Origin of the sequence: Streptomyces chiangmaiensis, assembly GCF_036281785.1 — a bacterium.
Classification (GTDB): domain Bacteria; phylum Actinomycetota; class Actinomycetes; order Streptomycetales; family Streptomycetaceae; genus Streptomyces; species Streptomyces chiangmaiensis.
The window spans coordinates 21,950-44,084 of sequence record NZ_JAYWVC010000006.1; the positions used below are offsets into that span (position 1 = coordinate 21,950).

General features: G+C 71.0%; 18 protein-coding genes and 3 pseudogenes. 7 read left to right on the plus strand and 14 right to left on the minus strand.

The window, feature by feature from the left end; genetic code table 11:
* Positions 1-72: 72 nt before the first annotated feature.
* From VXC91_RS03540 to VXC91_RS03550, 3 genes are read left to right on the plus strand one after another with little or no spacing between them, the layout of a single operon-like run.
* Positions 73-1,845: a hypothetical protein gene (locus VXC91_RS03540; RefSeq protein ID WP_329505007.1), complete on the plus strand. Its 1,773-nt coding sequence runs from the start codon at positions 73-75 to the stop codon at positions 1,843-1,845.
* Entirely contained in the window at positions 1,842-3,965 is a 2,124-nt protein-coding gene (locus tag VXC91_RS03545; protein ID WP_329505008.1) for an integrase, read from the plus strand. Before VXC91_RS03540 ends, VXC91_RS03545 begins: the two co-directional genes overlap by 4 nt.
* Positions 3,962-4,393 carry a hypothetical protein gene (locus tag VXC91_RS03550; protein WP_329505009.1) on the plus strand — a complete coding sequence of 144 codons (432 nt, stop codon included), beginning with the start codon at positions 3,962-3,964 and terminating at the stop codon, positions 4,391-4,393. The genes VXC91_RS03545 and VXC91_RS03550 overlap by 4 nt, the downstream gene beginning before the upstream one ends.
* Positions 4,394-4,464: 71 nt before the next feature.
* Here VXC91_RS03550 and VXC91_RS03555 read toward each other — a convergent pair whose 3' ends face one another.
* Both VXC91_RS03555 and VXC91_RS03560 read right to left on the minus strand, forming a co-directional pair.
* Complete coding sequence (locus tag VXC91_RS03555; RefSeq protein ID WP_329505010.1) at positions 4,465-4,866, minus strand: NUDIX hydrolase; 402 nt, start codon at positions 4,864-4,866, stop codon at positions 4,465-4,467.
* A gap of 75 nt (positions 4,867-4,941) precedes the next feature.
* Positions 4,942-5,466: a PadR family transcriptional regulator gene (locus VXC91_RS03560; RefSeq protein ID WP_329505011.1), complete on the minus strand. Its 525-nt coding sequence runs from the start codon at positions 5,464-5,466 to the stop codon at positions 4,942-4,944.
* 112 nt (positions 5,467-5,578) lie between these two features.
* Between VXC91_RS03560 and VXC91_RS03565 the strand changes: the two genes are divergently transcribed.
* The gene (locus tag VXC91_RS03565) at positions 5,579-6,967 is read left to right on the plus strand and encodes an MATE family efflux transporter (RefSeq protein WP_329505012.1); all 1,389 of its coding nucleotides are present in this window, start codon (positions 5,579-5,581) and stop codon (positions 6,965-6,967) included.
* A 5-nt stretch (positions 6,968-6,972) separates the two neighbouring features.
* Here the strand turns inward: VXC91_RS03565 and VXC91_RS03570 are convergent.
* From VXC91_RS03570 to VXC91_RS03585, 4 genes and pseudogenes are all read right to left on the minus strand, one after another.
* Positions 6,973-7,083 (minus strand): annotated as a pseudogene (locus VXC91_RS03570) (DNA mismatch repair protein MutT); the annotation flags it as partial.
* A 54-nt stretch (positions 7,084-7,137) separates the two neighbouring features.
* Entirely contained in the window at positions 7,138-7,320 is a 183-nt protein-coding gene (locus VXC91_RS03575; RefSeq protein ID WP_329505013.1) for an SPOR domain-containing protein, read from the minus strand.
* Between the two features lie 326 nt (positions 7,321-7,646).
* A complete protein-coding gene (locus VXC91_RS03580) occupies positions 7,647-8,399 on the minus strand; it encodes a GntR family transcriptional regulator (RefSeq protein ID WP_329505015.1) in 753 nt (250 codons plus the stop codon).
* Between the two features lie 146 nt (positions 8,400-8,545).
* On the minus strand, positions 8,546-9,733 hold the full coding sequence (locus tag VXC91_RS03585) for a DUF4190 domain-containing protein (RefSeq protein WP_329505017.1): 1,188 nt from the start codon (positions 9,731-9,733) through the stop codon (positions 8,546-8,548).
* Between the two features lie 76 nt (positions 9,734-9,809).
* On the opposite strand from VXC91_RS03585, the gene VXC91_RS03590 reads away from it, so the two are divergent.
* Together VXC91_RS03590 and VXC91_RS03595 are read left to right on the plus strand one after the other, a co-directional pair.
* Entirely contained in the window at positions 9,810-11,066 is a 1,257-nt protein-coding gene (locus VXC91_RS03590) for a serpin family protein (RefSeq protein WP_329505018.1), read from the plus strand.
* A 37-nt stretch (positions 11,067-11,103) separates the two neighbouring features.
* Complete coding sequence (locus tag VXC91_RS03595; protein ID WP_329505020.1) at positions 11,104-12,228, plus strand: threonine synthase; 1,125 nt, start codon at positions 11,104-11,106, stop codon at positions 12,226-12,228.
* Between the two features lie 77 nt (positions 12,229-12,305).
* On the opposite strand, the pseudogene VXC91_RS03600 reads toward VXC91_RS03595, so the two are convergent.
* The 5 genes and pseudogenes from VXC91_RS03600 to VXC91_RS03620 all read right to left on the minus strand — a co-directional run.
* A pseudogene (locus tag VXC91_RS03600) lies at positions 12,306-13,187 on the minus strand (helicase-related protein); the annotation flags it as partial.
* Between the two features lie 658 nt (positions 13,188-13,845).
* Positions 13,846-15,270, minus strand: coding sequence for an RtcB family protein (locus tag VXC91_RS03605; RefSeq protein ID WP_329505021.1), 1,425 nt, complete (start codon positions 15,268-15,270; stop codon positions 13,846-13,848).
* A gap of 75 nt (positions 15,271-15,345) precedes the next feature.
* Complete coding sequence (locus VXC91_RS03610; RefSeq protein ID WP_329505022.1) at positions 15,346-15,774, minus strand: DUF2267 domain-containing protein; 429 nt, start codon at positions 15,772-15,774, stop codon at positions 15,346-15,348.
* A gap of 285 nt (positions 15,775-16,059) precedes the next feature.
* The gene (locus VXC91_RS03615; RefSeq protein WP_329505023.1) at positions 16,060-16,476 is read right to left on the minus strand and encodes an archease; all 417 of its coding nucleotides are present in this window, start codon (positions 16,474-16,476) and stop codon (positions 16,060-16,062) included.
* Positions 16,477-16,519: 43 nt separating this feature from the next.
* The gene (locus VXC91_RS03620; RefSeq protein ID WP_329505024.1) at positions 16,520-16,816 is read right to left on the minus strand and encodes a hypothetical protein; all 297 of its coding nucleotides are present in this window, start codon (positions 16,814-16,816) and stop codon (positions 16,520-16,522) included.
* A 414-nt stretch (positions 16,817-17,230) separates the two neighbouring features.
* Here VXC91_RS03620 and VXC91_RS03625 point away from each other — a divergent pair, with 414 nt between their 5' ends.
* Positions 17,231-19,867, plus strand: a complete 2,637-nt coding sequence (locus VXC91_RS03625; protein WP_408057325.1) for an amino acid permease — start codon at positions 17,231-17,233, stop codon at positions 19,865-19,867.
* A 124-nt stretch (positions 19,868-19,991) separates the two neighbouring features.
* Here the strand turns inward: VXC91_RS03625 and VXC91_RS03630 are convergent, their stop codons facing one another.
* From VXC91_RS03630 to VXC91_RS03635, 3 genes and pseudogenes are all read right to left on the minus strand, one after another.
* Positions 19,992-20,372: a LysR substrate-binding domain-containing protein gene (locus tag VXC91_RS03630; RefSeq protein WP_329505025.1), complete on the minus strand. Its 381-nt coding sequence runs from the start codon at positions 20,370-20,372 to the stop codon at positions 19,992-19,994.
* Between the two features lie 13 nt (positions 20,373-20,385).
* Positions 20,386-20,925: pseudogene (locus VXC91_RS46920) on the minus strand (threonine aldolase family protein); the annotation flags it as partial.
* 32 nt (positions 20,926-20,957) lie between these two features.
* Entirely contained in the window at positions 20,958-21,902 is a 945-nt protein-coding gene (locus VXC91_RS03635) for a DMT family transporter (RefSeq protein WP_329505027.1), read from the minus strand.
* Positions 21,903-22,135 lie beyond the last annotated feature (233 nt).

Sequence of the window (22,135 nt, forward strand, 5' to 3'; positions counted from 1 at the left end):
GGGCGCAGGGCGGCGCTTCCGCCGTCCGGCTGGGCTCCGCCCGAGCGGCTGCCGGGCGGGGTGTCGGGTGCGGTGGTGCTGTTTCACGAGGAGAGCACCGGGCGGACCGTCCGGTTCGACTGTTCCGACCTGCCGGTGTCGGAGCCGGTACGGAACTGGCTGGTCCGGCGGCTGGCCGAGCGCGCGGGTGCCCGCAGCGGAGTGAAGCGCGCGAAGTCCTTCCGCACCGGGTACCAGGTCGTACGGGACTTCGCTCGGTCCCTCGCGGAGTGCGAACCGTCGCCGGGGCATCCGTCGGACATCACGGCCGAGCACATCCGGGCCTTCAAGTCCCGGTACGAGGATCCGCAGACCCGTCGGACCTGCGTGGCCCGTCTGCGGATCGCGCTGCGCGGCTGCGCGGAGCTCCCGGAACCGGCGCGGCGTGAGTTGTTCCAGACACGGTTGCCCGTCCTGAGGGTGTCCGAGCAGATCACAGCGTACTCCGAGGCCGAATGGCAGCAGATCATGACCGCATTGCGGCGGGATGTCCGGCTGTGCCGGGACCGGATCCGGGGCGGCCTGCGGCTCCTGGAACAGTTCCGCGCGGGCGAACTGGAGGCGGGCAGTGCCGAGGCCGAACTCGGCGGTCTGCTGGACATCTTCGCTACCAGCGGCGATGTGCCACGCGCTCGTGACGGAGAAGGAACTGCCGAGGTCAAACGGCACGGCGGCGTGGTGTCGGTGATGCGCAGGCTGTCGTTGTCCCAGCAGGAGGCCGGCGCCTTCGCCCTGCTCCTGGCCGCGCTGACCGCCGAGAACCTCGGCACGGTGGCGAAATGGCCCGCCGTGTACCGACGGGCGGACGGGGGGACGGGAGCCTCGTCCGTTGCGCTGGTGGAACAGCGCAAACCTCGCCGTGGCCCTGAGTCGGAACACCGGGTGGCCGCCGTCGAGGACCTCCCCGCGTCCCTCAGCTCCGTCCTTGAGCAGGCATCCAGTGACGAGCCGCTGTTCCACTCCCCGTTGCGGATCTACGACCTGTTGCTCGAACTGACCGCTCCCGCCCGGTGGATCACGGGCAGCACCGGGGCGTTCGTCAACCGTCGCGCCAGCGATCGGGGTGGGCAGGGGTCCTGCTGGTCGGACGAGATCCGTATCGAGCGGTGGGCCAGGTCCCGAGGTTTCCCGCCGGTCACCCGTGACGGCGAGAACGGACTGCCAGGAATCGACGTGCGCCGCATCCGCCAGACGGCACTGGAGATCCAGCGCCGCCCGGCGTCGAACAGCCGGAACACCCTGCGCGACCACTACCTCCGGCGCAGCGAGACGGTGCGCGAGCAGAGCCAGAAGGTGGTGGCCGAGGCGCTGGAGGAACAGGTGGCGAAGGCCCGTACCGCTGCTGATGTCGCGGTGCTCTCTCCTCGGCTCCTCTCGCTCGCTGCCCGGGACCCGGAGGCGGCGGCCGCCGAGGCCCGGCTGGCTCTGGAGGTGCTGAAGAGCATGGCCTCCGGGGAACGGGACACCGGCGTCGTCGCCTGCCGCGACCACCGTGAGAGCCCTCATGCCCCGATCGGCGAGGCCTGCCCTGCCTCGTTCCTGAACGGCTGCCTGAACTGCGCCAACGCCCGTGCTCTGCCGCACCAGCTGCCCGTACAGATCGCGTTGCACGACCGGCTGGCAGCACTCCGGCCGAACCTTGATCCCCAGACCTGGCAGGCCCGGTACGCGCTGCCCCTGGCGAGGTTGCAGAGCATCCTCGACCACTACAGCGCCGCCGAGCAGACTGCCGCGCGCGTCGCCGTCACAGCCCGGCACGCTGCTCTGATCGACACGCTCCTGAGTGGACGGACCGACCTGCGATGACCACCCTCGCGCACTCCTCCCCCATCCCTGCGGCCGTATCGGTGCCCTGGCCGGCCGACCATGTGGCCGTTCTTCGCAACCGGCCCGTCCGGCTCGGCACGGACACCGCCGGCCTCTCCCGCTTCGGCGACGACATCTGGCACATCCGCCCTGCTCATCCCGACCCGCACACCAAGGTCGGCAACATCAGCTTCCTTCCGTTTCCGGAGCCACTGCGACGCCAGTTCCGTGCAGTACTCCTGGCCGCCCTTGACCATCCCCAGCCGGTCGAGCCCAGCGGCCGCCAATCAGCGGCCTCGCTGATCGGCATCGGTTCGCTGCCCGTCCTCACCGCAGACCTCCAGCTGTTCGCCCACTGGATGTCGGAGCACTCACTCGCCCATATCGCCGAGGTGACCGAGCAGGACCTCGCCGAGTACCTCAGCCATGTGCTGCGCCTCGCCAAGTCGCCCGCGCGCAAGGCGGACGCCGTGTGCGCGGTACGCACCCTGTGGCTGTTCCGCGATTTGGTGCCGGGTCCCTGTCGCCTGGGCACCGCGTACCCCTGGCAGGACCTGACCGCCAATTCCCTCGTCGGACTGAGGGCCACGAACGGGGAGAACAGGAGGCCCCGCATCCAGGACGAAACGATGGAGCCGCTCCTGGCCTGGGCTCTGCTGATGGTCGACCAGATCGGTCCGGACATCTGCGCCGCGTGGCGCGAGTACACCGAGCTGAAGCTGGGCGAGCATCCTTCCCAGACCGCCTACTCCGGCCCCGTGAGTGACCGCCTGATCGCGTACGTGGATCACTGCCGCCGCACGGGAACGCCCCTCCCCGGGCTCCCTGGAACGGACCCTCACCAGGTCAACTACCGCCACGTCCAACGGCTCGTCGGGCTGCCGGGCAACGGCGGTCTGAGTACCGCACAGCAGCGCCTGATCTCCGGGCAGCAGCTGCCTGTCGCGCCCGACAGCGCCGTGGGTACGATCACCGGTCAGATCCAGGGACGTCCTTGGCGGAACGCTCCCCTCGCCATCCACGAACTCCCCCGACTGTGGCGGCTCCTGAGCGGCGCTCTGTTCATCGTGGTGTGCTATCTGTCCGGCATGCGCCCCGGAGAAGTGCTCTCCCTGCGCCGCGGCTGCCGGAGCACGGACGAGGCGACCGGACAGCTCCTGGTCAACGGCCGACGGGGCAAGGGCTACGACCGTGCCCCCGACGCCCCGGAGACCGCCGAACCCCTGCGCCCCTGGGTCGTGGTCGCACCCGTGCACGACGCCATCGCCCTGCTCGAATCCCTGCACGACAAGCCGTACCTGTTTCCTGCCCAGCTCCACCGCGGCACCCACCGCGCTTCGGACGTGCACGCACGTACCTGCAACTCCATCAACCGCGACATCACAGACTTCGCGAGCTGGGTGAACGAGACCTTTCGCCGCGTCGACGGAACCGACCCCATCCCCACGGACCCGTCAGGGAATCTCAACGCCAGCCGCTTCCGGCGCACTCTGGCCCGCTTCATCGTCCGCCGCCCGCGCGGCCTCATCGCAGCAGCCCTCCAGTACGGCCACGTCGACACCAAGGTGACGCTCAACTACGCGGGCGCACCAGACACCGAGTGGCTGCAGGACATCGCGGTCGAGAAGCTCGAACTCGTCCTGGAGCAGATCAGCGACGACGCCCAGCGGCTCGCGGCGGGCGAGCAAGTAAGCGGACCGTCCGCCGACGAATACCGCCGCCGGGTCGCCGGCTCGGCCGACTTCCCCGGCCGTACAGTCATCAGCCCCCGCAGCGCCGCGCGACTCCTCGCCGACGCGGATCCCCGGGTGCACCACGGAGAGGGCATGACCTGCGTCTGGCGCCCCGAAACAGCCGCCTGCCGCGCCGCCCGCCTCGCCCAGGGCCTGCCCGAACCGGCCGGCCCCGACGAGAGCGAGTGCCGGTCCACCTGCACCAATCTGGCCTTCACCGACCGGGACATCGCCCACCGCAAACAGGACCTCCGCGACTGGGAGGCGGCAGCATCCGACCCGCTGGCACCCCAGCCCCTGCGTGACCGGGCCACGGCACAGGCCGAACGCATCACCTCGCTCATCCACCGTCACGAGCAGAGCCACACCGAAGGAGCTCCGGCATGACCACCCGCCGCCCCCGCGACCTCGGCGCCGAGCGCTCAGCACTCCGAGCCGCGGCCGACCGCCTCCTGGAAGGCGCCCCCCTGCGCTCGGAGTCCGGCCGTCTCACCGTCACCGAGCTACTGCGTGAGTCCGGCCTGCGCCGAGACGTCGTCTACAGCACCCACAAGGACCTTGTCGAGGAGTTCCAGGCCAGGGCACGCGCACAGCAGCACACGCCGGTCCTCGCCCAGTCCCTGGCCGACGAGAACACGCAGTTGAAGCAGAAGCTGACAGATGCCATGTCCGCGCTGGCCAAGGAACGGGAGGTCACCGCGACCCTTCGCCGGCTCGTCGCCGAGCTCGACCTGGAGCTGCATGCCGCCCGCGAGGGCAGCGGGCCCGCCCGAGTCACGAGTCTGCCCGCACGCCGCCAGCCTCCCCGCAAGTGAACACCAGCACCGCGAGCACCTTGGATCCGGACACGGTCTGCCCAGCAGGAGAACCTGCCCCAAGCGCCGTCTCACCTCAATTCGCCGCCGGCCTTGAGGTCGTCGAAGAGCAGCTGATCGACCGGTGGCACCAACGGGCGGTCCGCGTACGAGAACCAGGCCATCTCCTCGATCTCACTGCTCACCGCCAAGCTCCCCTGGTAATCCGCGGTGTAGCAGCTCATACGCACCACAGCGCCTCCCGGCAGATCGGGCACCTCGGCCTCGTACGTGCCCACGTGCAGCGCACTGTCCGGATTGAGGAGCACGGTCAGCTCCTCCTTGATCTCACGGAGCAGGGTCTCCAGGTCGCTCTCCGCGCCCTCCCGCTTGCCACCGGGGATGTAGAAGACGTCCTTTCCCCTGGGCCTGGCGCAGAGAATCCTGCCGTTCTCCACACGCACCCACGCCACCGTGTCGATCAGGACCGTCATCACTCCGCCTTCGCTTTCCGGAACCCGCGTCAGGCAGGACCTTAACGAGACCGGTACGCGTCCGCCGGGCCGGTGTCAGCCCTCCAGGGTCGCGATCGCCTCGGCCAGCCACTGTTTCTCCTCGGCACCCGTCGCGCGGGCGATGCGCAGCATGCCCTGCCGGAAGAGATCCGGCGCCTCCTCGGCCCGCACCGGCTCGCCGTCGCGGTAGAAGAAGCTCGCCGGAGTGTCGAGAAAGGCCTGTCGACGGCGGAGGACGGCGGCCTGCTCTGCCCGGTCGGGGAGGTACCGCAGGAACGCCAGCAGCGTGAAAAAGCGCTGCCCATCGGTGATTTCGGCGTCCTTGGGGTCCCGGAGCCGGGCCTGCAGGTCAACGCGGCCCGCCTCGGTGAGGGAAAGGATCCGCCGGGGTGCCGCACCGCTTCCGGGCTCGGTGCGCTGCTTGACCAGGCCCGCTTTCACCAGCCTGGTGATGGCCGGGTAGAGCGCGCCGTCACTGACGGGGCGAATGTGGCCGCTGAGGCCCTGGATGCGGGTCTTCAGCTCGTATCCGTGCAAGGGCTCCTCGCAGAGGAAACCCAGAATCGACAGCTCCAGCACGCGGCCGAACCCCTTCCTGCGGCTATCCGGACACTTGCCCGTCTCGTGCGGTCATGCTACCTCTTTTCGCTGTACCTCTATTCGAGGTACAGCGAAAAGAGGGTGTGCGGTCATGAGGGCAACAGAGAACCGGCGCAAGCTGGTGTCGCTGGCGTATCCGGTCTACTTCGAACTGCTCGCGGGCGTCACCGCCGGGATCATCAACATGATCTGGGTGGCGAGGCTCGGCGGAGAGGCGGTCGCCGCGGTGGCCGTCGCCACCAACCTGGAGAACCTGCTGCTCGGCGTCATCCTCGTCGCCGGGTCGGGCATGACCGTGCTGGTCGCACGGGCCAGAGGCGCGGAGGATCCGGTAGCGATGCGCTCCGCCGTGCGCGGCGGCTGGACACTGTGGGCGATCGTCACGCCCGTCGTCGCCGTAGGCGGGTTCCTGTGCCGCGAGCCACTCGCCCGACTCGTGCTCGGAGGCGGCGAAGACAGCTCGCTGCCCCTCGCCACCGGCTACTTCTCGATCGCGCTGCCGGGAATCGCGGTGTTCTTCGCGACCAACGTCATCGACGGCATCCTCAAGGGCACGGGCGACACCCGTACCCCGATGAGACTCGCCATGCTCGCCAACGGACTGATCCTCGCGCTGGATCCCCTGCTCATCCTCGGGTTCGGGCTCGGGGTCCGTGGGGCCGCGATCGCCACGATGCTGGGCCGGACGGTTGCGCTTGCCTGCGGATTCATCGCGCTGCGCCGCAACGCCCTCCTACGGCAGGCAGCCAGGGCGCCCTTGGACCGGACCAGGCCACTCGGTTCCGATGCCCGTAGGGTCGCCGCGACGGGTTTGCCCATGTCAGCCGATTTCGTCGTGCGGATGACGGGTGCGCTCGCCCTCGTAGCCATCGTCGCCCGGATCGGTGTCACCGAAGTCGCCGCCTACGGAATCGCGACCAAGGCCATGTACGTCGCGACCATGGCCTTCTACTCGGTACGTCAAGCCGCTGCCATCCGCACCTCCCACCTGCTCGGCACCGGACACGACGAGCGACGGGCCATCGGGCGGCAGGCGCTGCTTCTCGCCGGGGCGCTGGGGCTCGCGGCCACGCTGGCGCTGCTCACTGCCGGGCCGTGGATCATGCGGGCGTTCGGCAGTGAAGGCGCGGTAGCCGAGGCCGGCACGCTCTACCTGCGATGCCTGGGGCCGTACCTGGTACTGCTCGCCTGTTTCATCGCGCTGGGCGGGGTGTTCGAAGGCAGCGGGGGCAGCCCCGCCCTTGCGCGGATCACCACGTGGGGGGTGATGCTTCAACTGGCGCTTGCGTACGGCCTGTCGGGTTCAGGACTGCCCGGCATCTGCTTGGCCATGGCAGCCTCCATGGCCCTGCAGTGCGCGGCCGTTGCCAGGATGTACCGGCGCACGGCACTCCCGACGATCGCCGACCGCGACAGCAGTCGACCGAAAATCTCCGCCGCCGCATCCGACGACTCCGCACCCGACAACCGACTTGCCTAATGAACGCCGGGCAGCTCCCAGTGCCCGGCGAGGTCGGCAGGTGCACTGCGGCGGGCGGCCAGGAGGCGGCCGTCACTCACCAGGGCGGCTCCGACCACCACGATCGGTTGCGTCATGCGCCGGAGCCTACGGGAGCGGGCGCCGCGGCACACGCCCGGGACGGACCCGCCTCACCTGCCTCCGTTCTGCCCGATGCGCTCGACCCAGTAGAGCTGTTTGTGTCCGCGGTCCTCGAGGCTGTCCACGATCTTCTGGGCCTCGGCACGGGTCGCGTACCTGCCCACGCGATAGCGGTTGCCGCTGTCGTCCTGCCGGATGACGAGCCAGGGAAGAGCGACCGTGCTGTCGTTCATCGCGTCCCCCCACTTCCCGTCCCCGGCTCTCGCCGCAACCCGCCCACCAAGGAAACCGCACTGCGCATATGCCCGAGCCTACGCCTAACCTTTACTCAGCGAATACGGCTTTTCACAAAGAGATACGCAACCAGCCACACCGGAGCGGGCGCGCACCGTCGAATGCGCCGCTCAATACGCCCCGGGCGTGCACACGGCAGACCGAGTCACGGCGGGGAGAACGACCGGATCGCAACCGCGTGAGAGCGCAGCCCTGTTGGGGGAGCGGAGAGCCGACTCGGGGCGGTCGAGCGGGACTTGAGGAGGAGGGCCGGGTGCTCGCCCCGCTACTTCACGGGCAGGTGGTACGCCACCCGGTAGCGGTCCGCCGGCACGACCACGTCCGCCGTCTCCACCGGGCGGCCCGACGCGTAGTACGTCCGCTGGATGACCAGCACCACATGCCCGGGGACGCCGCCCAGCGCCAGCAGTTCCTCCGCGAGTCCGGGGCGGGCACCGACCTCCTCCGTGACGTTGTCCACGATCACGTCGATGGCCGCCATGCGCTCGACGACGCCCATGCCGCCGAGCGGCCCCTCCTCGGGGAGCATCACGGGAGTACGGCCGGTGACGGCGAGCGGCTCCCACGATGTGGAGAGCATCATCACCTCGCCCGCGTCCCGGTACGCGTACTTCGTGCACATCACGCGGTCGCCCGGCTGAATGGCCAGCCGCTCGGCGATGACACCGCTCGCCTCCGTCCCCTCGCTGTGGGACTCCCAGGTGCCGCGCGCGGAGGCGTCCGCCTGCTCCTGGCGGAACGGGGTGGCACCGCTCTCCGGCCGGAACCCGGAGCGGGCCACGCGGCGCGGCACCGGCCGCTCCCGGACATAGGTGCCCGACCCGGAACGGCCCTCGACCAGCCCCTCGGCCATCAGGACCTTGCGCGCCTCCAGGGCGACCGTGTCCGAGACGCCGTACTCCTCGCGGATACGGGCCTGGGAGGGGAGGCGGGTGTGCGGTGGCAGCAGACCGTCGACGATCTTCTTGCGGAGATCACCCGCGACACGCAGATACGCCGGCTGCTCACCGAAAGTCACTGGCCGCTCCCATCAGCTTGTACAGACAGCAACAGCGTGGCAACCGTGGGTTGTACTGTGCAAGCACAGGCCAGAGAATCACTCGATGTGATTACTTGGGCGCGCCGGGGCCCTGCACAGGCACTTTCTCCCCGCTTTGGCCGCCGTCACACCTTCTTTCCACCGTCCGACCCACTGTCGCCACCCCCGTCGCCGTCCTCGGCGCGCGACGGCGGAGTCGTGGCGAGGCCCAGAGCTTTGCGGGCGGTGACCGCCGCACGGCCCTCCAGAAGTGAGCTTCCCCGGTCGTAATGGATGTAGAAGGTGTCGGCATCGGTCGCCTCCGCCGCCTTCCCCCACTCCGTGCGGGCCCGGTCCAGGGCCGCAGCCTGGCCGGTGACGGGCCCTCCCGCACCGTCCCGCCAGGCGTGGCCGTGCAGTTCGCGGGTCTGGTCGGCCAGTGCCGCGGCCACCCGCGCCGCCCACTGCTTGTGGCCCGGCAGATCGTCCTCCACGTACTCGGCGTCGGGAGCGGTCTCCAACGCGTCGTACAGGATCGCGTCCGCCCGCAGGTAGGCGAGCTGATCGGCGGACAGGGTCGTCGCGTCGCGGCGCAGAGTGCCGGTCAGGGAGGCCTTCTCGTCGGTGTTGCCGAACATGCAGGTGACCTCGCGGTCGCCGTAGGCCCAGCTCTCGCGGGTGGGCGTGAAGTAATAGACGTCCACGTCGTCGGGGATCGCCCAGGAGTCCATGGCGTACGCGGCATGGAGCGTGTAGCACTTGGTGTCGGCCTTCTCGCCGAGCGCGGCGTCCCCCGGATAACTGCCGTCCGGCAGGGTGAAGTTCGCGAAGACCTCGGCCTGGTGCTTGCCGGAGCAGGCCACTTTGTCGATGTCGTAGGCCTCGCCCTCGAGCGCGCCGCCCGGCGCGTTGAAGCACTCGCCCTTCTGTACGGAGAAGGGCACGCCGTTGCCGCGTGCGCCGCGCGCCCCGTCCTTGAAGCCCTCCCAGAACTGGTGCGCGCCGCCCGTCGCGAAGACCAGGACGAACAGGGCGAGTCCGAGCGAGGACACCACCATGCCGCCGATCGCGAGCCCCCGGCCGCGCTCTCCGCGCCGCCTGATCTGCGCCAGCGCGATCAGGCCGAGGACCAGGCCGACGGCGGGCAGGAAGCACAGGATGCCGAGCACGAGCGCGGCGACCGCGAGCCCGTTGACCGGTGCCGGACGGTTGTAGGGGGAGTACCCCTGTCCCCAGGGCTGGTACGGAGACCCGGGTCCGTAGGGCTGCTGGTAGGGACCCTGCGGGTGGGGGCCCCCGGGCTGCTGGGGTCCCGGTGGCGGGGGTATGGACACGGGTACCGTGCTCCTCGTCGGAGTGCGCAGAACAGATGTACGGGCGCATGGTAGGCGCGGCGAGGGTGGGGACGGAATGCGGGTGACCAGGGCGACGGCGGAGGCGGTCAACGGACTGACGGCCCGATGGGCCGGGGTGGTCGAGGGCGGCACCGTCCTGTCGGCCGTCGGAGTCTGGCCTCTGCTCGCCTTCCTCGCGGACGGAGCCGCAGGTGACGCTCGGGCCGAACTGGCCGACGCGGTCGGGCTCTCCGCGGACCGGGCGGCACCCGCCGCACGGGAACTGCTCGGCGCCCTGGGCGCGATGCGCGGGCTCGACGCGGCACTCGGGCTGTGGACCAAGCGGACCCTGGAACTGCGTGCCGAGTGGGAGGAGGAGCTGCCGGCGGAGACGCACGGGGTGCTCACGGACGACCTGGACACCGATCGTGGCGCGCTCGACGCCTGGGCGCGGAAGCAGACCGGAGGCCTGGTGGACCGCGTGCCGGTCGCCCTGGAAGAGGACACCGAACTCGTCCTGGCGAGCGCGCTCGCCCTGCGGACCGAGTGGTTGCGCCCCTTCGAGGAGTGGCCCCTCACGCCGGAGCACGGACCGTGGCGGCACCGGACGCTGCTCGGGCTGAGACGGCAGAGCGTCCTGCTGGACCGGGTCGCCCTGGCGGACACACCCGAGGGGCCCGTCACCGAGCTGAAGGTGCTGGGCACCAACGGCATCGACGTCCATCTGCTGCTCGGCGAGGAGCGGATGACGCCTGCCGGGGTGCTGAGGGCCGGAGTGGACGTCCTCCTCGGCCGGTATCCGTCCGTGCCCGGGACCCGGCTGCCGTTCGGAGAGGTGGGGCCGGGTCTGCGCGTGCGGCGGAGGCGCTGCGAGACACCGCAGCCGCCCCGTCTCGACGTGACGACCGTGGCCTACGACATGACGGCGCATCACGATCTGCTGGATCGGCACCGGTTGTTCGGCCTCACGGCCGCGTCGGACTCCACACGCGGGCACTTCCCCGGCATCAGCGGCTTCCCTCTGGCGATCGGCTCCGCCGGGCAGTCGGTGACAGCGCGGTTCGGCGCGCTGGGCTTCCGCGCCGCCGCGGTGACCGCGTTCGGCGCCGTTCCCGGCGGGGCCATGCCCGAGCGCCGCCATGTGACGACCACCGTCGAGGCCGTCTTCGACCGCCCCTTCGGCTTCCTCGCGGTGCACCGCACCTCCCGCCTCGTCCTGGCGGCGGGCTGGGTCACCGATCCTCTGCCCTTCCCCGAGTACGAGGAGGAATACGAGGACCACGAGGACCACGAGGAGGAGTACGCGCCCGGCACGGACGCCACGCACACCTAACGCAGTGTCATGGGCAACGGGCATCTACCCTGCTCATATGACACCCTTGCCGGACTGTTACTGCCCGGTGGACGGCACACGCGTCGCCGCCGAGTCCTTCGCCTGGTGCTGCCCCGTCTGCCGGGGTCCACTGGATCTGGACTTCGCGCCGACCCCCGCCCCGCTCAAATCCCTCGGCGGACGGGTGAACTCGCTGTGGCGGTACACGGAGGTGCTGCCGCTGCCGACGCCCTCGATCAGCCTCGGTGAGGGCCGTACGCCGCTCGTGGAGCTGGAGGACGGCGTCGCGGCCAAACTCGACTTCCTGATGCCGACACTGTCCTTCAAGGACCGGGGCGCGGTGCTGCTGACCGAACTGGCGCTGCGGCTGAAGCCGCGGGAGGTGGTCGCCGACAGCAGTGGAAACGCGGGCACTTCGATCGCCGCGTACTGCGCCCGGGCCGGACTGCCCTGCACGGTGTACGTTCCCGCGGGCACTTCGCCCAAGAAGCTGGAGCAGATCGGGGCGCACGGGGCACGGGTGCACGTGGTCGACGGCGACCGCGAGGCGGCGGCGCGGGCGGCACGCGAGAAGGCGGACGAGCCGGAGGTGTTCTACGCCTCGCACGTCTTCAACCCGTTCTTCCTGCACGGCACGAAGACCTACGTCCACGAACTGTGGGAGGACCTCGGCGGCCGGCTCCCGGACGTGCTCGTACTGCCCGTCGGCAACGGCACGCTGCTGCTGGGCGCCGCCCTGGCCGTCGCCGAGTTGTACACGGCGGGTCTGATCGAACGGCGGCCGGCGCTGTACGCGGTGCAGGCGGAGGCGGTCGCACCGCTGGCGCACGCCTGGCAGGAGGGCGCCGGCGACCTGGTGGACGCCACTGCCACGGCACCCACGTTCGCCGAAGGCATCGCGATCCCCCGGCCGCCTCGGGCCCGGCAGATCCTGCGCGCGGTGCGTGACTCGGGCGGCAGGTTCCTCACGGTGACGGAGGATCAGATCCGCGAGGCCCAACTGGATCTGGCGTCCCGCGGGCTGTACGTGGAGTCGACGGGAGTGGTGTCCTGGGCGGCGGTGCGGGAAGGAGAGCTCGGGGCACGCGGCGCGGTGGTGCCGCTGTGCGGGGCGGGTCTGAAGACGGGGCTGGCCGCAGGCACCGGTCCGTCCGGCGGCTGAGCCGAGTGCGCACTCCCGGCCCGTGCTTCGACGCCCGCCGCACGGCCGAGGCGGCCTGGCGCGCCCGGGCCCGGGAGTCAGGCCGGTGCGCCCGCCAGCCTGCGCTGCTCCTCCTCGACGATGCGGCGGGCCAGAGCCGCGTCCGAGATGTCCACGGCGTCGGGGGTGGCCTCGGCGACGTCGCTGCGCCGCGCGTAGGCGTCGAAGAGACGGTCCTTGTTCTTCAGGATGCTCAGCAGCCGTTCGTCCACGCTGTCCGGCGCCAGCAGCCGGTGCACCTGGACCGTGCGTATCTGCCCCATGCGATGAGCGCGGGCCACGGCCTGGTGCTCCAGCGTCGGTTTGACCTGCGGCTCGCACAGGATGACCACGGAAGCCGCCTGAAGGTTGAGGCCGGTGCCGCCCGCCTCCGTCTGGGCGAGCAGCACCGCGTGTCCGTCGACCGCCGCGAACTCGTCGACCAGGCGCTGCCTGCGGGCGGCGGGAACACCGCCGGAGACCGTCCCCACCACCCCGTCGCCGAGGGCGTCCCGCACGGCGGCGAGCACCTCGCGGAAGTACGAGAACACCACCACCTTCAGCCCGGTCTCGGCGGCCTCCCTCACGAGTTCGCGCAGCCGGTGCAGCTTGGCGGAATGCCTGGGATCGGCGTAAGCGGCCCGGCGCATGGCCATGAAGTTCCCCTCGGCCACCGCCTCGCGGTAGGCGTCCCGGTCGGCGGAGCTCAGCTCCTCCCATTCGTCGGTCTGCACCAGCGCGGGCAGTTCGGTGAGGACGTCCTCCTGGTTGCGGCGCAGATAGGCGGGGGCGACCGAGGCACGGAACGCCTGCGGTCCGGCGGCTGCCGTGCCCTGGTGGATCGCGGGCAGCAGTTCGGGGCGGAGGTGGCGGACCAGTGAGCGGAACTCGTCGACGCGGTTCTCCATCGGCGTGCCGGTGAGGAACAGGACGCGCTCGCACGGTCTCCTCGACGGCCGCCGCGATCTGCCGGGCGGCGGCGAGCGCCCGATCGGCGGTCTGCTCGCCCACCCCGGGCAGCTGCCGCAGTTCGTAGCGAGTCGCCCGGTGGACGTCCCCGACGGAGGTGAACCCGGCCGCCTCGATCGCCGCGATCCTGAGCCGGCCCTCGGTGACGCCCTTCAGCCGGGCGACAGGGATCTCCGCCAGCTCCTGCGCGACGAGTTCGGCCCGCAGCGGTGCGAGGGCCGCCCGCACCGCGTCCAGCGCACGGCCGTGGTCGCCGAGCAGGGCATGCGCGGCGTCGTACAGCCGCGCGCCCTCGGCGCACAGCGTCCGCGCCCTCCGCCCGGCCGACGCCGCCCCGCTCCCCGCCGTCCCCACGCCGTCCCTCCCCACGCGTACGGTCCCGCCCCGGTGTGCGCACATCCTTCCACGCAGGACCGACAACGGCGGTTGCCCTGGGGACGGCCGAGGCATGCCGCATGCCGCATGCCGCACCGACGGGTGCACACGGCCGGACCGCTTTCCGGGCGGATGCCGGAAGCAGTCGCCAGGCAGCCCGCCGGCGCGCCGGGTTCCCGGTCACAAGGCCGACCCCGCGGCGGTCCGGCGGCGTGCTCGATTCCCCCGCCGGGCCGTCTTCCGCGCGCCCCCTAGCTAGCCCTTGACGACGCCGAGCGGGACCAGGCGGGCGACCGGCCGGGCGAGCCCCGCGCCTTCGGCGGCGCGCACCACCACGTCGACGTCCTTGTAGGCGTCGGGGGCCTCTTCGGCCAGCCCGCGCCAGGAGGACGGCCTGACGGAGATGCCCCGGGACTCCAGCTCGTCGCGCAGTTGCTCGCCGCGGACCCGGTGCAGTGCCTGGTGGCGGCTCCATACGCGCCCCGCACCATGGGCGGCGGAGGAGAACGCGTCGTTGCCGGCGGCGCCGACCATCACGTACGACGCCGTTCCCATCGTGCCCGGAACCAGCACGGGATGCCCGAACGCGGCGAGGTCCGCGGGCAGGTCGGGGTGGCCGGACGGGAGCGCCAGGGTGGCACCCTTGCGGTGGACACACAGCGGGCGCGCCACCCCGTCCACGTCATGGGTCTCGATCTTGGCGGTGTTGTGGGAGACGTCGTAGACCAGGTCGAGACCCGCCTGCGCGGCGGTGGCGAAGGCACGGCGCGCGGCCTGGGTGAGCAACTGCCGGTTGGCGCGCCCGTAGTTGGCGGCAGCCGCCATCGCCCCGAGGTAGGCGCGGCCCGGTGCGGAGACGACGGGGGCGCAGGCCAGCTGCCGGTCGGGGATGCGGATGCCGAACGCGCGCAGGGACTGGTCCATGACGCGGACGTGGTCGCTGCACACCTGGTGGCCCAGACCGCGTGAGCCGCAGTGGATCATGACGCACACCTGGCCGGTGTGCAGTCCGAAGGCGCCCGCGGCCCCGGCGTCGTAGACGCGATCCACGGCCTGTACCTCCAGGAAGTGATTGCCCGAGCCCAGGCTGCCCACCTGCTGGAGCCCGCGGTCCACGGCCCGCTGCCCGACCTGAGACGGATCGGCGCCCTCAAGCGCTCCGTGGTCCTCGCAACGCTCCAGGTCGCGCGGTACGCCATGTCCCTGTTCGACCGCGTACCCGGCACCCGCGACCAGGAGCTTCTCCATCTGTGCCCGGCCGGACAGCTTCCACAGCCCGCCCCGTCCCACCCCGCGCGGGACCGTGTCGCCGAGCAGGTCCATCAGCCTGCGCATCCGCGGGGCCAGCGGCTCACGGTCGATGTCGGCAGCCAGCAGCCGCACGCCGCAGGAGATGTCGAATCCCACGCCGCCGGGCGAGACCACCCCGCCGGCGTCGATGTCCGTGGCGGCGACCCCGCCGATGGGGAAGCCGTACCCCCAGTGCATGTCGGGCATGGCGAACGAGGCGCGCACGATGCCGGGCAGCGTCGCCACGTTCGCCACCTGCTCCAGCGTCTTGTCACCGGCCGACCGGGGCAGCAGGTCCCGTGTCGCGAAGACCACTCCGGGCACCCTCATCGGGTCGCACCGGTCCATGCGGAACCGGTACGGACCCTCCGGCACCAGCGTGATGTCCATCGCCGTCACCGTCCGTCGGGCGGCCGCCGTCCCGGTGACGGAGCCGCCGTCTGCCCCGCCCCGGCCCACCGGCCGTCAGGCCGGCTGAAGGAGGAGGTCCCGGATGTCGTGCGGGATCTGTTCCAGCGCCGACTCCAGTGTCCCGGGCGAGACATGCTCGCGTACGACCGAGGTGACCGCGGCCGCGATCCGGGGGACCTCCTCGGTGGAGACCCTGGCCTCGTGCGAGAAGCGGCTCAGATAGCCCGCGCGGTCGTACTTGATCGGCACGATGCTGGGGTCCCAGCCGTCGTAGTAGGCGCCTCGCATCAACTCGGGGAGCTGCGCGGCGAAGTGCGCGGCGACATCGACGGTGAGCCGGTCCCGGAGCGTGTGCATCCAGGTGCGCAGTACCCGGTGGGCAAGGTGGCGGTCCTCGGTCCCAAGCCCCTCGCACACCGATTTCAACCAGATGTTCGCCGTGTGGATGGTGCGCTCGAAGTCGGGCGGGTGTGTGACGGACATGAATCTTCCCTTCCGGTCTGTCGGTGGCGTCCCTGCGCCTGACGGAATGCGGCGCCGTGACCCTGGCGGTGTGCGGCACCGCGACGACCAGGTGATGGAGAATTCGGCAGGTGGACCGGCGGCGCCCGCCGGTGGCGGCCCGTCACCGGTGCCCCAGGGGCGGAAGGCGTTGCGCGCGGCTGCTTCTCTTCGTCCCTGTCCTCTGACTCCATGGTATTGCGCGGCAATCCGGTCGGCAGCCGCGCCCGTGGATCGGGCGGCGCGGAAGGATGTACGGCCGCCCTTTCACACGTCGACCGTCACCGAGCAGGTCCAGCCCTGCGGCCCACCGGCGACTTCCAGACCGTGCAGAGTGACCGCCTTCGGGGCGGCGCCCGTCACCGGGAGCGAGGCGCCGTCGGCCATGCGCAGAACGGCATGCAGGCCGCCGGCGATCGGGGTCAGTTCCATGTCGACCGGGACCTCGTCCTCGGTGTCGAGCCAGTACACGACCTCTTCCAGCAGGGCCACCAGAGCGTCCGCGTCGCTGTCGGCCCGCACCGGCACCTTCCGCGTACGCACGCCGGCCGCTCCCGTCAGGTCCAGGAAGGACTCGCACACACCCCGGACGGCCTGCGCCAGGCATTCCTCACGGGTCGGGCCCCACGCCTCGACCCGCAGGTCCGCGGTGTGCGGAACGCTGCGGTGAGCGCCGCGCCGCATCACGGGCCTCCGGCACCGTGCCCGGACGGGCCGCCGACGGTGATCAGGACGGTCCGCCGTCCCCTTGGTGCTGCGGAACGGTGGCACCGCCGCCGGCCCTCACGGCTTCAACCACTTCCTGGTGCAGGTACCGGCTTTCCTGCTCGGAGAGGCAGGGCACCGGACTTCCGGCGAGGGTGAACCACTGTGACCCACCGCTGTACTGGACGGCCACATCGGCCTGGCTGCCGTCCCAGGTGGTGTGCACGGTCAGGTCGCCGGTGATGATTTCGTCCTCGTCGGTGCGGGCGCCCCCACGCCCGGCGAACACCCCCGTCGTCGTCCACGATGCCCAGAGCATGACCTCAGCCCTTCCTCATGACCGCAGGCGCACTCTCCTGCAGCGTTGCGACACCCGCTACTCGGTATGGTCCGCCTGACGCACCCGGAACGACAGCGGGGACCGCGGCCGTCGCGGTGCGCCCCCTCCGCCCGGCGGCCTGACGCACCGCGGAAAAGGTGCACTTGTTGTTAATCCAGGATGTACGGGGCAGGGTAGTGGCAGTGCCATACACCCGACTCGTCCCGAATCTCGGGTAACGGTCACGGCAGGAGGGATCATGCCCGACGCACGAACGCGTGGCCGGACCCGCCGGGACCAGGCCCTTGCGGCCACTTGCGGTGGCTGCCCGGCGCCGGACGCCGCACAGGGCGTCCGCCTCCCCGGCTGCCCGGTGGTGTTGCGAACGGGCGAGGCCGGGAGTTGAAATCAGGCGTGAGGCTCTTCGGCGGCGCCGTGTCCGCCGGCCGCCCCGCTCCCGGGTCGGGGGCCGGCCGGAAGGGGCTCAAGAACGGCGCCCTGGGCATGTTCTCCTCGGTGGTCATCGGGCTGGCCTCCACCGCCCCCGCCTACAGCCTCGCCGCCACGTTGGGCCTCATCGTGGCGGCGGTCGGACTGCGGGCCCCGATCGTCACCATGCTGGCGTTCGTCCCGATGCTGCTGATCGCGTACGCCTACCGGGAGCTCAACGCGAGCAACGCCGACTGCGGCACGACCTTCACCTGGGCGACCCGCGCCTTCGGCCCGCGCACCGGCTGGATGGGCGGCTGGGGCATCATCGTCGCCGACATCCTTGTGATGGCGAACCTCGCCGAGATCGCCGGCATCTACGGCTTCCGGCTGGTGGGCTACGACGCGCTGGCGGCGGACCGGCTGTGGACCACCGTCGCCGGCATCATGTGGATCGCCGTGATGACCGCGATCTGCTATGTCGGCATCGAAATCTCCGCCGCGGTCCAGCGCTGGCTGCTGTGCGTGGAGGTGGGGGTGCTGCTCCTCTTCGCCGTCACCGCTCTGGTCAGGGTGTACAACGGTGGCCCGGTAACGTCGCTGCACGTCTCCGCTTCCTGGTTCAACCCCTTCGAGGTGTCCTCGACGCAGGCGCTGACCTCGGGCGTCCTCGCGGCGGTCTTCCTCTACTGGGGCTGGGACACCGCCGTGACCGTCAACGAGGAAACCGTCGACAGCCGGCGCGTCCCCGGGCGCGCCGCGCTCGTCTCCACCGTGCTGCTGCTCTTCACCTACGGGCTGGTGTCCACCTCGGCGCAGTCGTTCGCCGGAGTCGGCACCTCGGGCACCGGGCTGGGCAACGCCGACCACTCGGGCGATGTGCTCTCCGGGCTGGGCGACGCCGTGTTCGGGAGCAGCGACCTCGGGGTGCTCCTGTCCAGACTGCTGGTCCTGATGGTGCTGACCTCGGCGCTGGCCTCCACCCAGACCACCATCCTGCCCCTGGCCAGAACCGTTTTCTCCATGGCGGTCCACAAGGCCGTCCCCGCCCGCTTCGCCCGCGTCCACCGCAGGTTCCTCACCCCGACCTGGTCGACCGTCGGTATGGGAGCGGTCTCGATCGGCGTCCTGATCCTGCTCGCCTCGTTCAGCCGGGACATCCTGACCGACTCACTCAACTCGGTCGGTCTCGCGATCACGTTCTACTACGGACTGACCGGCTTCGCCTGCCTCTGGTACCACCGCAAGGTGCTCACCCGCAGCACCAAGGACCTGGTGTTCAAGGGCATTCTGCCGGGGCTGGGCGGGCTGACGATGCTCTGCCTGTTCCTCTACGCCACCTTCGACGTCTACGCGAACCCCGGGTTCGGCCAGACCACGGTCGACCTGCCGCTGATCGGACCGACGGGCGGCGTCACGGTCATCGGCCTGGGCGCCCTGCTGCTGGGCTTCGTGCTGATGCTGGGGATCACCCGCGGGCACTCGGCGGCTCTCAAGCTGCAGCGGAGTCTGCTGCCGCACAGCCTGCCGCCGCACACCGCCGTCGATGCGGCGAGCCGCTACCTGCCCGCCGACAGCGGGTCCGGTGTGGGTGGTGACTGGTTCGACGTCATCCCGCTGTCCGGCGCGCGGGTCGGCCTGGTCGTCGGCGACGTCCTCGGTCACGGCCTGCGCGCCGCCGCCACCATGGGGCGCCTGCGCACGGGCGTACGGGTCCTGGCCCGGCTGGACCTGGCCCCGGACGAGTTGCTCTCCCGCCTGGACGACCTGGTCGAGCAGACCGTGCACGAGAACGGAGCCGGCCACCCCCCGGGCCATGGGCGATCGCACGACGACGAGGCCAGGGGGGTGACCTGCCTCTACGCGGTCTACGACCCCGTCTCGGGACGCTGCAGCCTCGCACGGGCCGGCCAGTCGCCACTGGCGGTCGTCGAGCCGGACACGGATGCCGTCGGCTTTCCGGAACTGCCGCCCGGCCCACCCCTGGGGGTCGGCGGCCCGCCCTACGAGAGCACCGAACTGGACCTCCGGCCGGGCAGTCTCCTCGCCGTCTTCACGTACGGCCTCCTCCAGGCGGCCGACAGCTACGATGCCGGGCTCCGTCAGCTGGCCCACACCCTGGCTGATCACCGGCGGCCGCTGGGGACGCTGTGCGACCGTGCGGTGGCCACCCTGCTGCCCGGCCCCGTGGACGAGGACGCGACGCTGCTCCTGGCCCGCACCCGTCTGCTCGACCGCAACCAGGTCGCCCAGTGGGAACTGCCCGCGGACCCGGCGGCGGTGGCCACGCTCCGCACCACGATCAGCAAGCAACTGGCCGACTGGGAACTGGACGACCTGGTGTTCACCACCGAGCTCATCGTCAGCGAACTGGTCACCAATGCCATCCGCTATGTCGGCGGCCCGATCCAGGTACGTCTGATCCGCGACCTGACCCTGATCTGCGAGGTCTCCGACACCGGGCACACCGCGCCCAATCTGCGCCACGCCGCCAGCGACGACGAAGGGGGCCGGGGCCTGTTCATCATCGCCCAGATGACCCAGCACTGGGGTACCCGCTACATCCCCGACGGCAAGATCATCTGGGCGGAGCAAATCCTGCCACCGGGGGACTCCGCCTAGATCCGCGGGTGTTCACGGAGCCGTCCTGGTGCGGCCTGCACGGTCGCCCTCGCGTGCGAACGGCGGTCGGGGCGGCTCACGCCTGGATTGGCTCGGCGGCGGGGGCGCGCACCCGTGACCTCTGTCAATCCCTCTCGCCCCGACCTGCCGTCGCGTGCGCAGCCGGTGGGGCCTGCCCGGCCTCGATGAGCGCCGTGACGAACTCGTCCAGGTCGGCCCCGAGGGGGGTGTCGCAGTCCCAGACGGCCTCGTAGGCGATCTCGACGGGTACCCCGCCCTGAAGGAGGGCGCGGCAGCTGGAGTGCTCGTGTGTGATCTTGGAGCGGGGCAGAAGTGCCGCGCCCAGGCCCATCGCCGCCCACTCGTCCACCGCCCGGAAGCTGGAGGCCTCGCCCGGGTAGGGGCGCAGCGCCAGGTCCTGGCTGTGGAAGAGCTCGGTGGTGAAGGTGGTCAGCCCACACGCTGACGGTGTCGAAGGGGGCGGCGTATTCGGCCTCGCTGACACCGGAGGCAACGCTCGCGTGCCAGAGCCGAGCCCCGTCCAGATGCAGGGCGAGCGCCCGCTCACGGCCCACGGCGGCGACGGCGCCGAGGGCCTCCAGCGGCCAGACCGTGCCACCGCCGTTGTTGTGCGTGTTCTCCACGCACAACAGGCGCACCGGTGCGGGGACGGTCGAGGGGAAGAACGGGTGCGGTGAACCCACGGCGGCCCGAACGGCCTCGGCGGTGAAGACTCCGCGCGTCCCCGGCAGAAGGCGGGGCAGTACTCCGGAGTAGGCCGAGGGGGCGCCGCCTTCCAGCAGGTAGACGTGTGCGCTCTGCTCGAACAGCACCGCGTCTCCGGGCTCGGTGTGCACACGGATGCCGACCTGGTTGGTCATCGTGCCCGTGGGCATGTAGACGGCGTCCTCCTTGCCCAGCAGGTGTGCCGTCCTCTCCTCCAGCGCCTTCACCGTGGGGTCGTCGCCGTACACGTCGTCACCCACCTCCGCCTGTGCCATGGCGTGACGCATGGCGGGAGTGGGGCGGCTGCAGGTGTCGCTACGAAGGTCGATCATGATCTCTTTCCTTGGGCAGGCGGCACGTGCGGTCAGTCGCAGGCGGGGGTGCGCTCGGGAACGCGAAGCGGAAGCGGCTGCGGGCCCGAGGTGCGCCCTTCACGGGTGGACGCGGGGGAACGTCGGTTGATCAACACGACGCCGGCGATGATGACGACACCGCCGACCACCTCAAGGGCGTGAGGAACCTCGGACAACCACACGAACGAAACGATGAGTGCTACAGGCGGCACCAGGTACAAGGCGGCCGTGGAGACCGTCAACGGCAGCCGGGCCACGGCGTAGCCCCAGAGGACGAACCCCACGGCGGAGGGCAGAAGACCGAGGTACGCCGCCGAGACCAGGGCCTCCGGCGGAGCACCGGCGACGGCCCGCAGGGCCGCGGGGGCCAACGGCAGGGCGAGGACGGTCCCCGCCACCATCGCGTACGTCGTGACCTCCAGGCCGCTGTAGCGGCGCAGGAGGGGCTTGGAGACGACGTGGTACACGCCCTGCACGACGGCGGCCGCAAGGACCACCGGCGCACCGACGGAGAACCCCGTGGAGCCCCCTCCGAGTGCGACGATCACCGAACCGCCGATGGCGATGCCGCTGCCGACGACCACATGGCGCGTCACCGGTTCGAAGAGGAACGCCCTTCCCAGCACGACACTGAAGACGGGGGCGACGGCGATCAGCATGCTCGCGGTGCCCGCGGAGACATGCACCTCACCCCAGTTGAGCAGGATCTGGTAGGCGGTCATGCCCGTTGAACCGGCGAGCGCGATCAACGGCAGATCGCGCGGGCGGGGGCGCCGGACCCCTAGGAACGGCGCGACCACCGCCAAGGCGACGGCAGCGACGGCCAGTCGCAGAAAGGACAGCGCCGCCACGCCCAGGCCGTCGACGCCAACCCGGACGGCCGGAAAGGCCGAGGCCCAGAGCACTACGACGCCCGCCAGAGCGAGGAAGCTGCGGGATCCGATACGTGCGTTCACATCCCTTACGGTGCACCGCCGAAAGCAAAAGAACCAGTTAGTTGTTCTTGGTTGATCGTGAAGAGCGTCCGAATAAAATCAGTGACCGCCCCAGGGTCGCCGACGCGTGGGACCAGGCCGAGGGCGGACGAGGGCTGGTCATCGTGTCCGCACCGGCTTCGGCCTGGGGCAACTCACCGAGCGGCCGCGGGAAGACCGTGTGGTTCGAACTGCCGACGCCGAGCACTCATTGA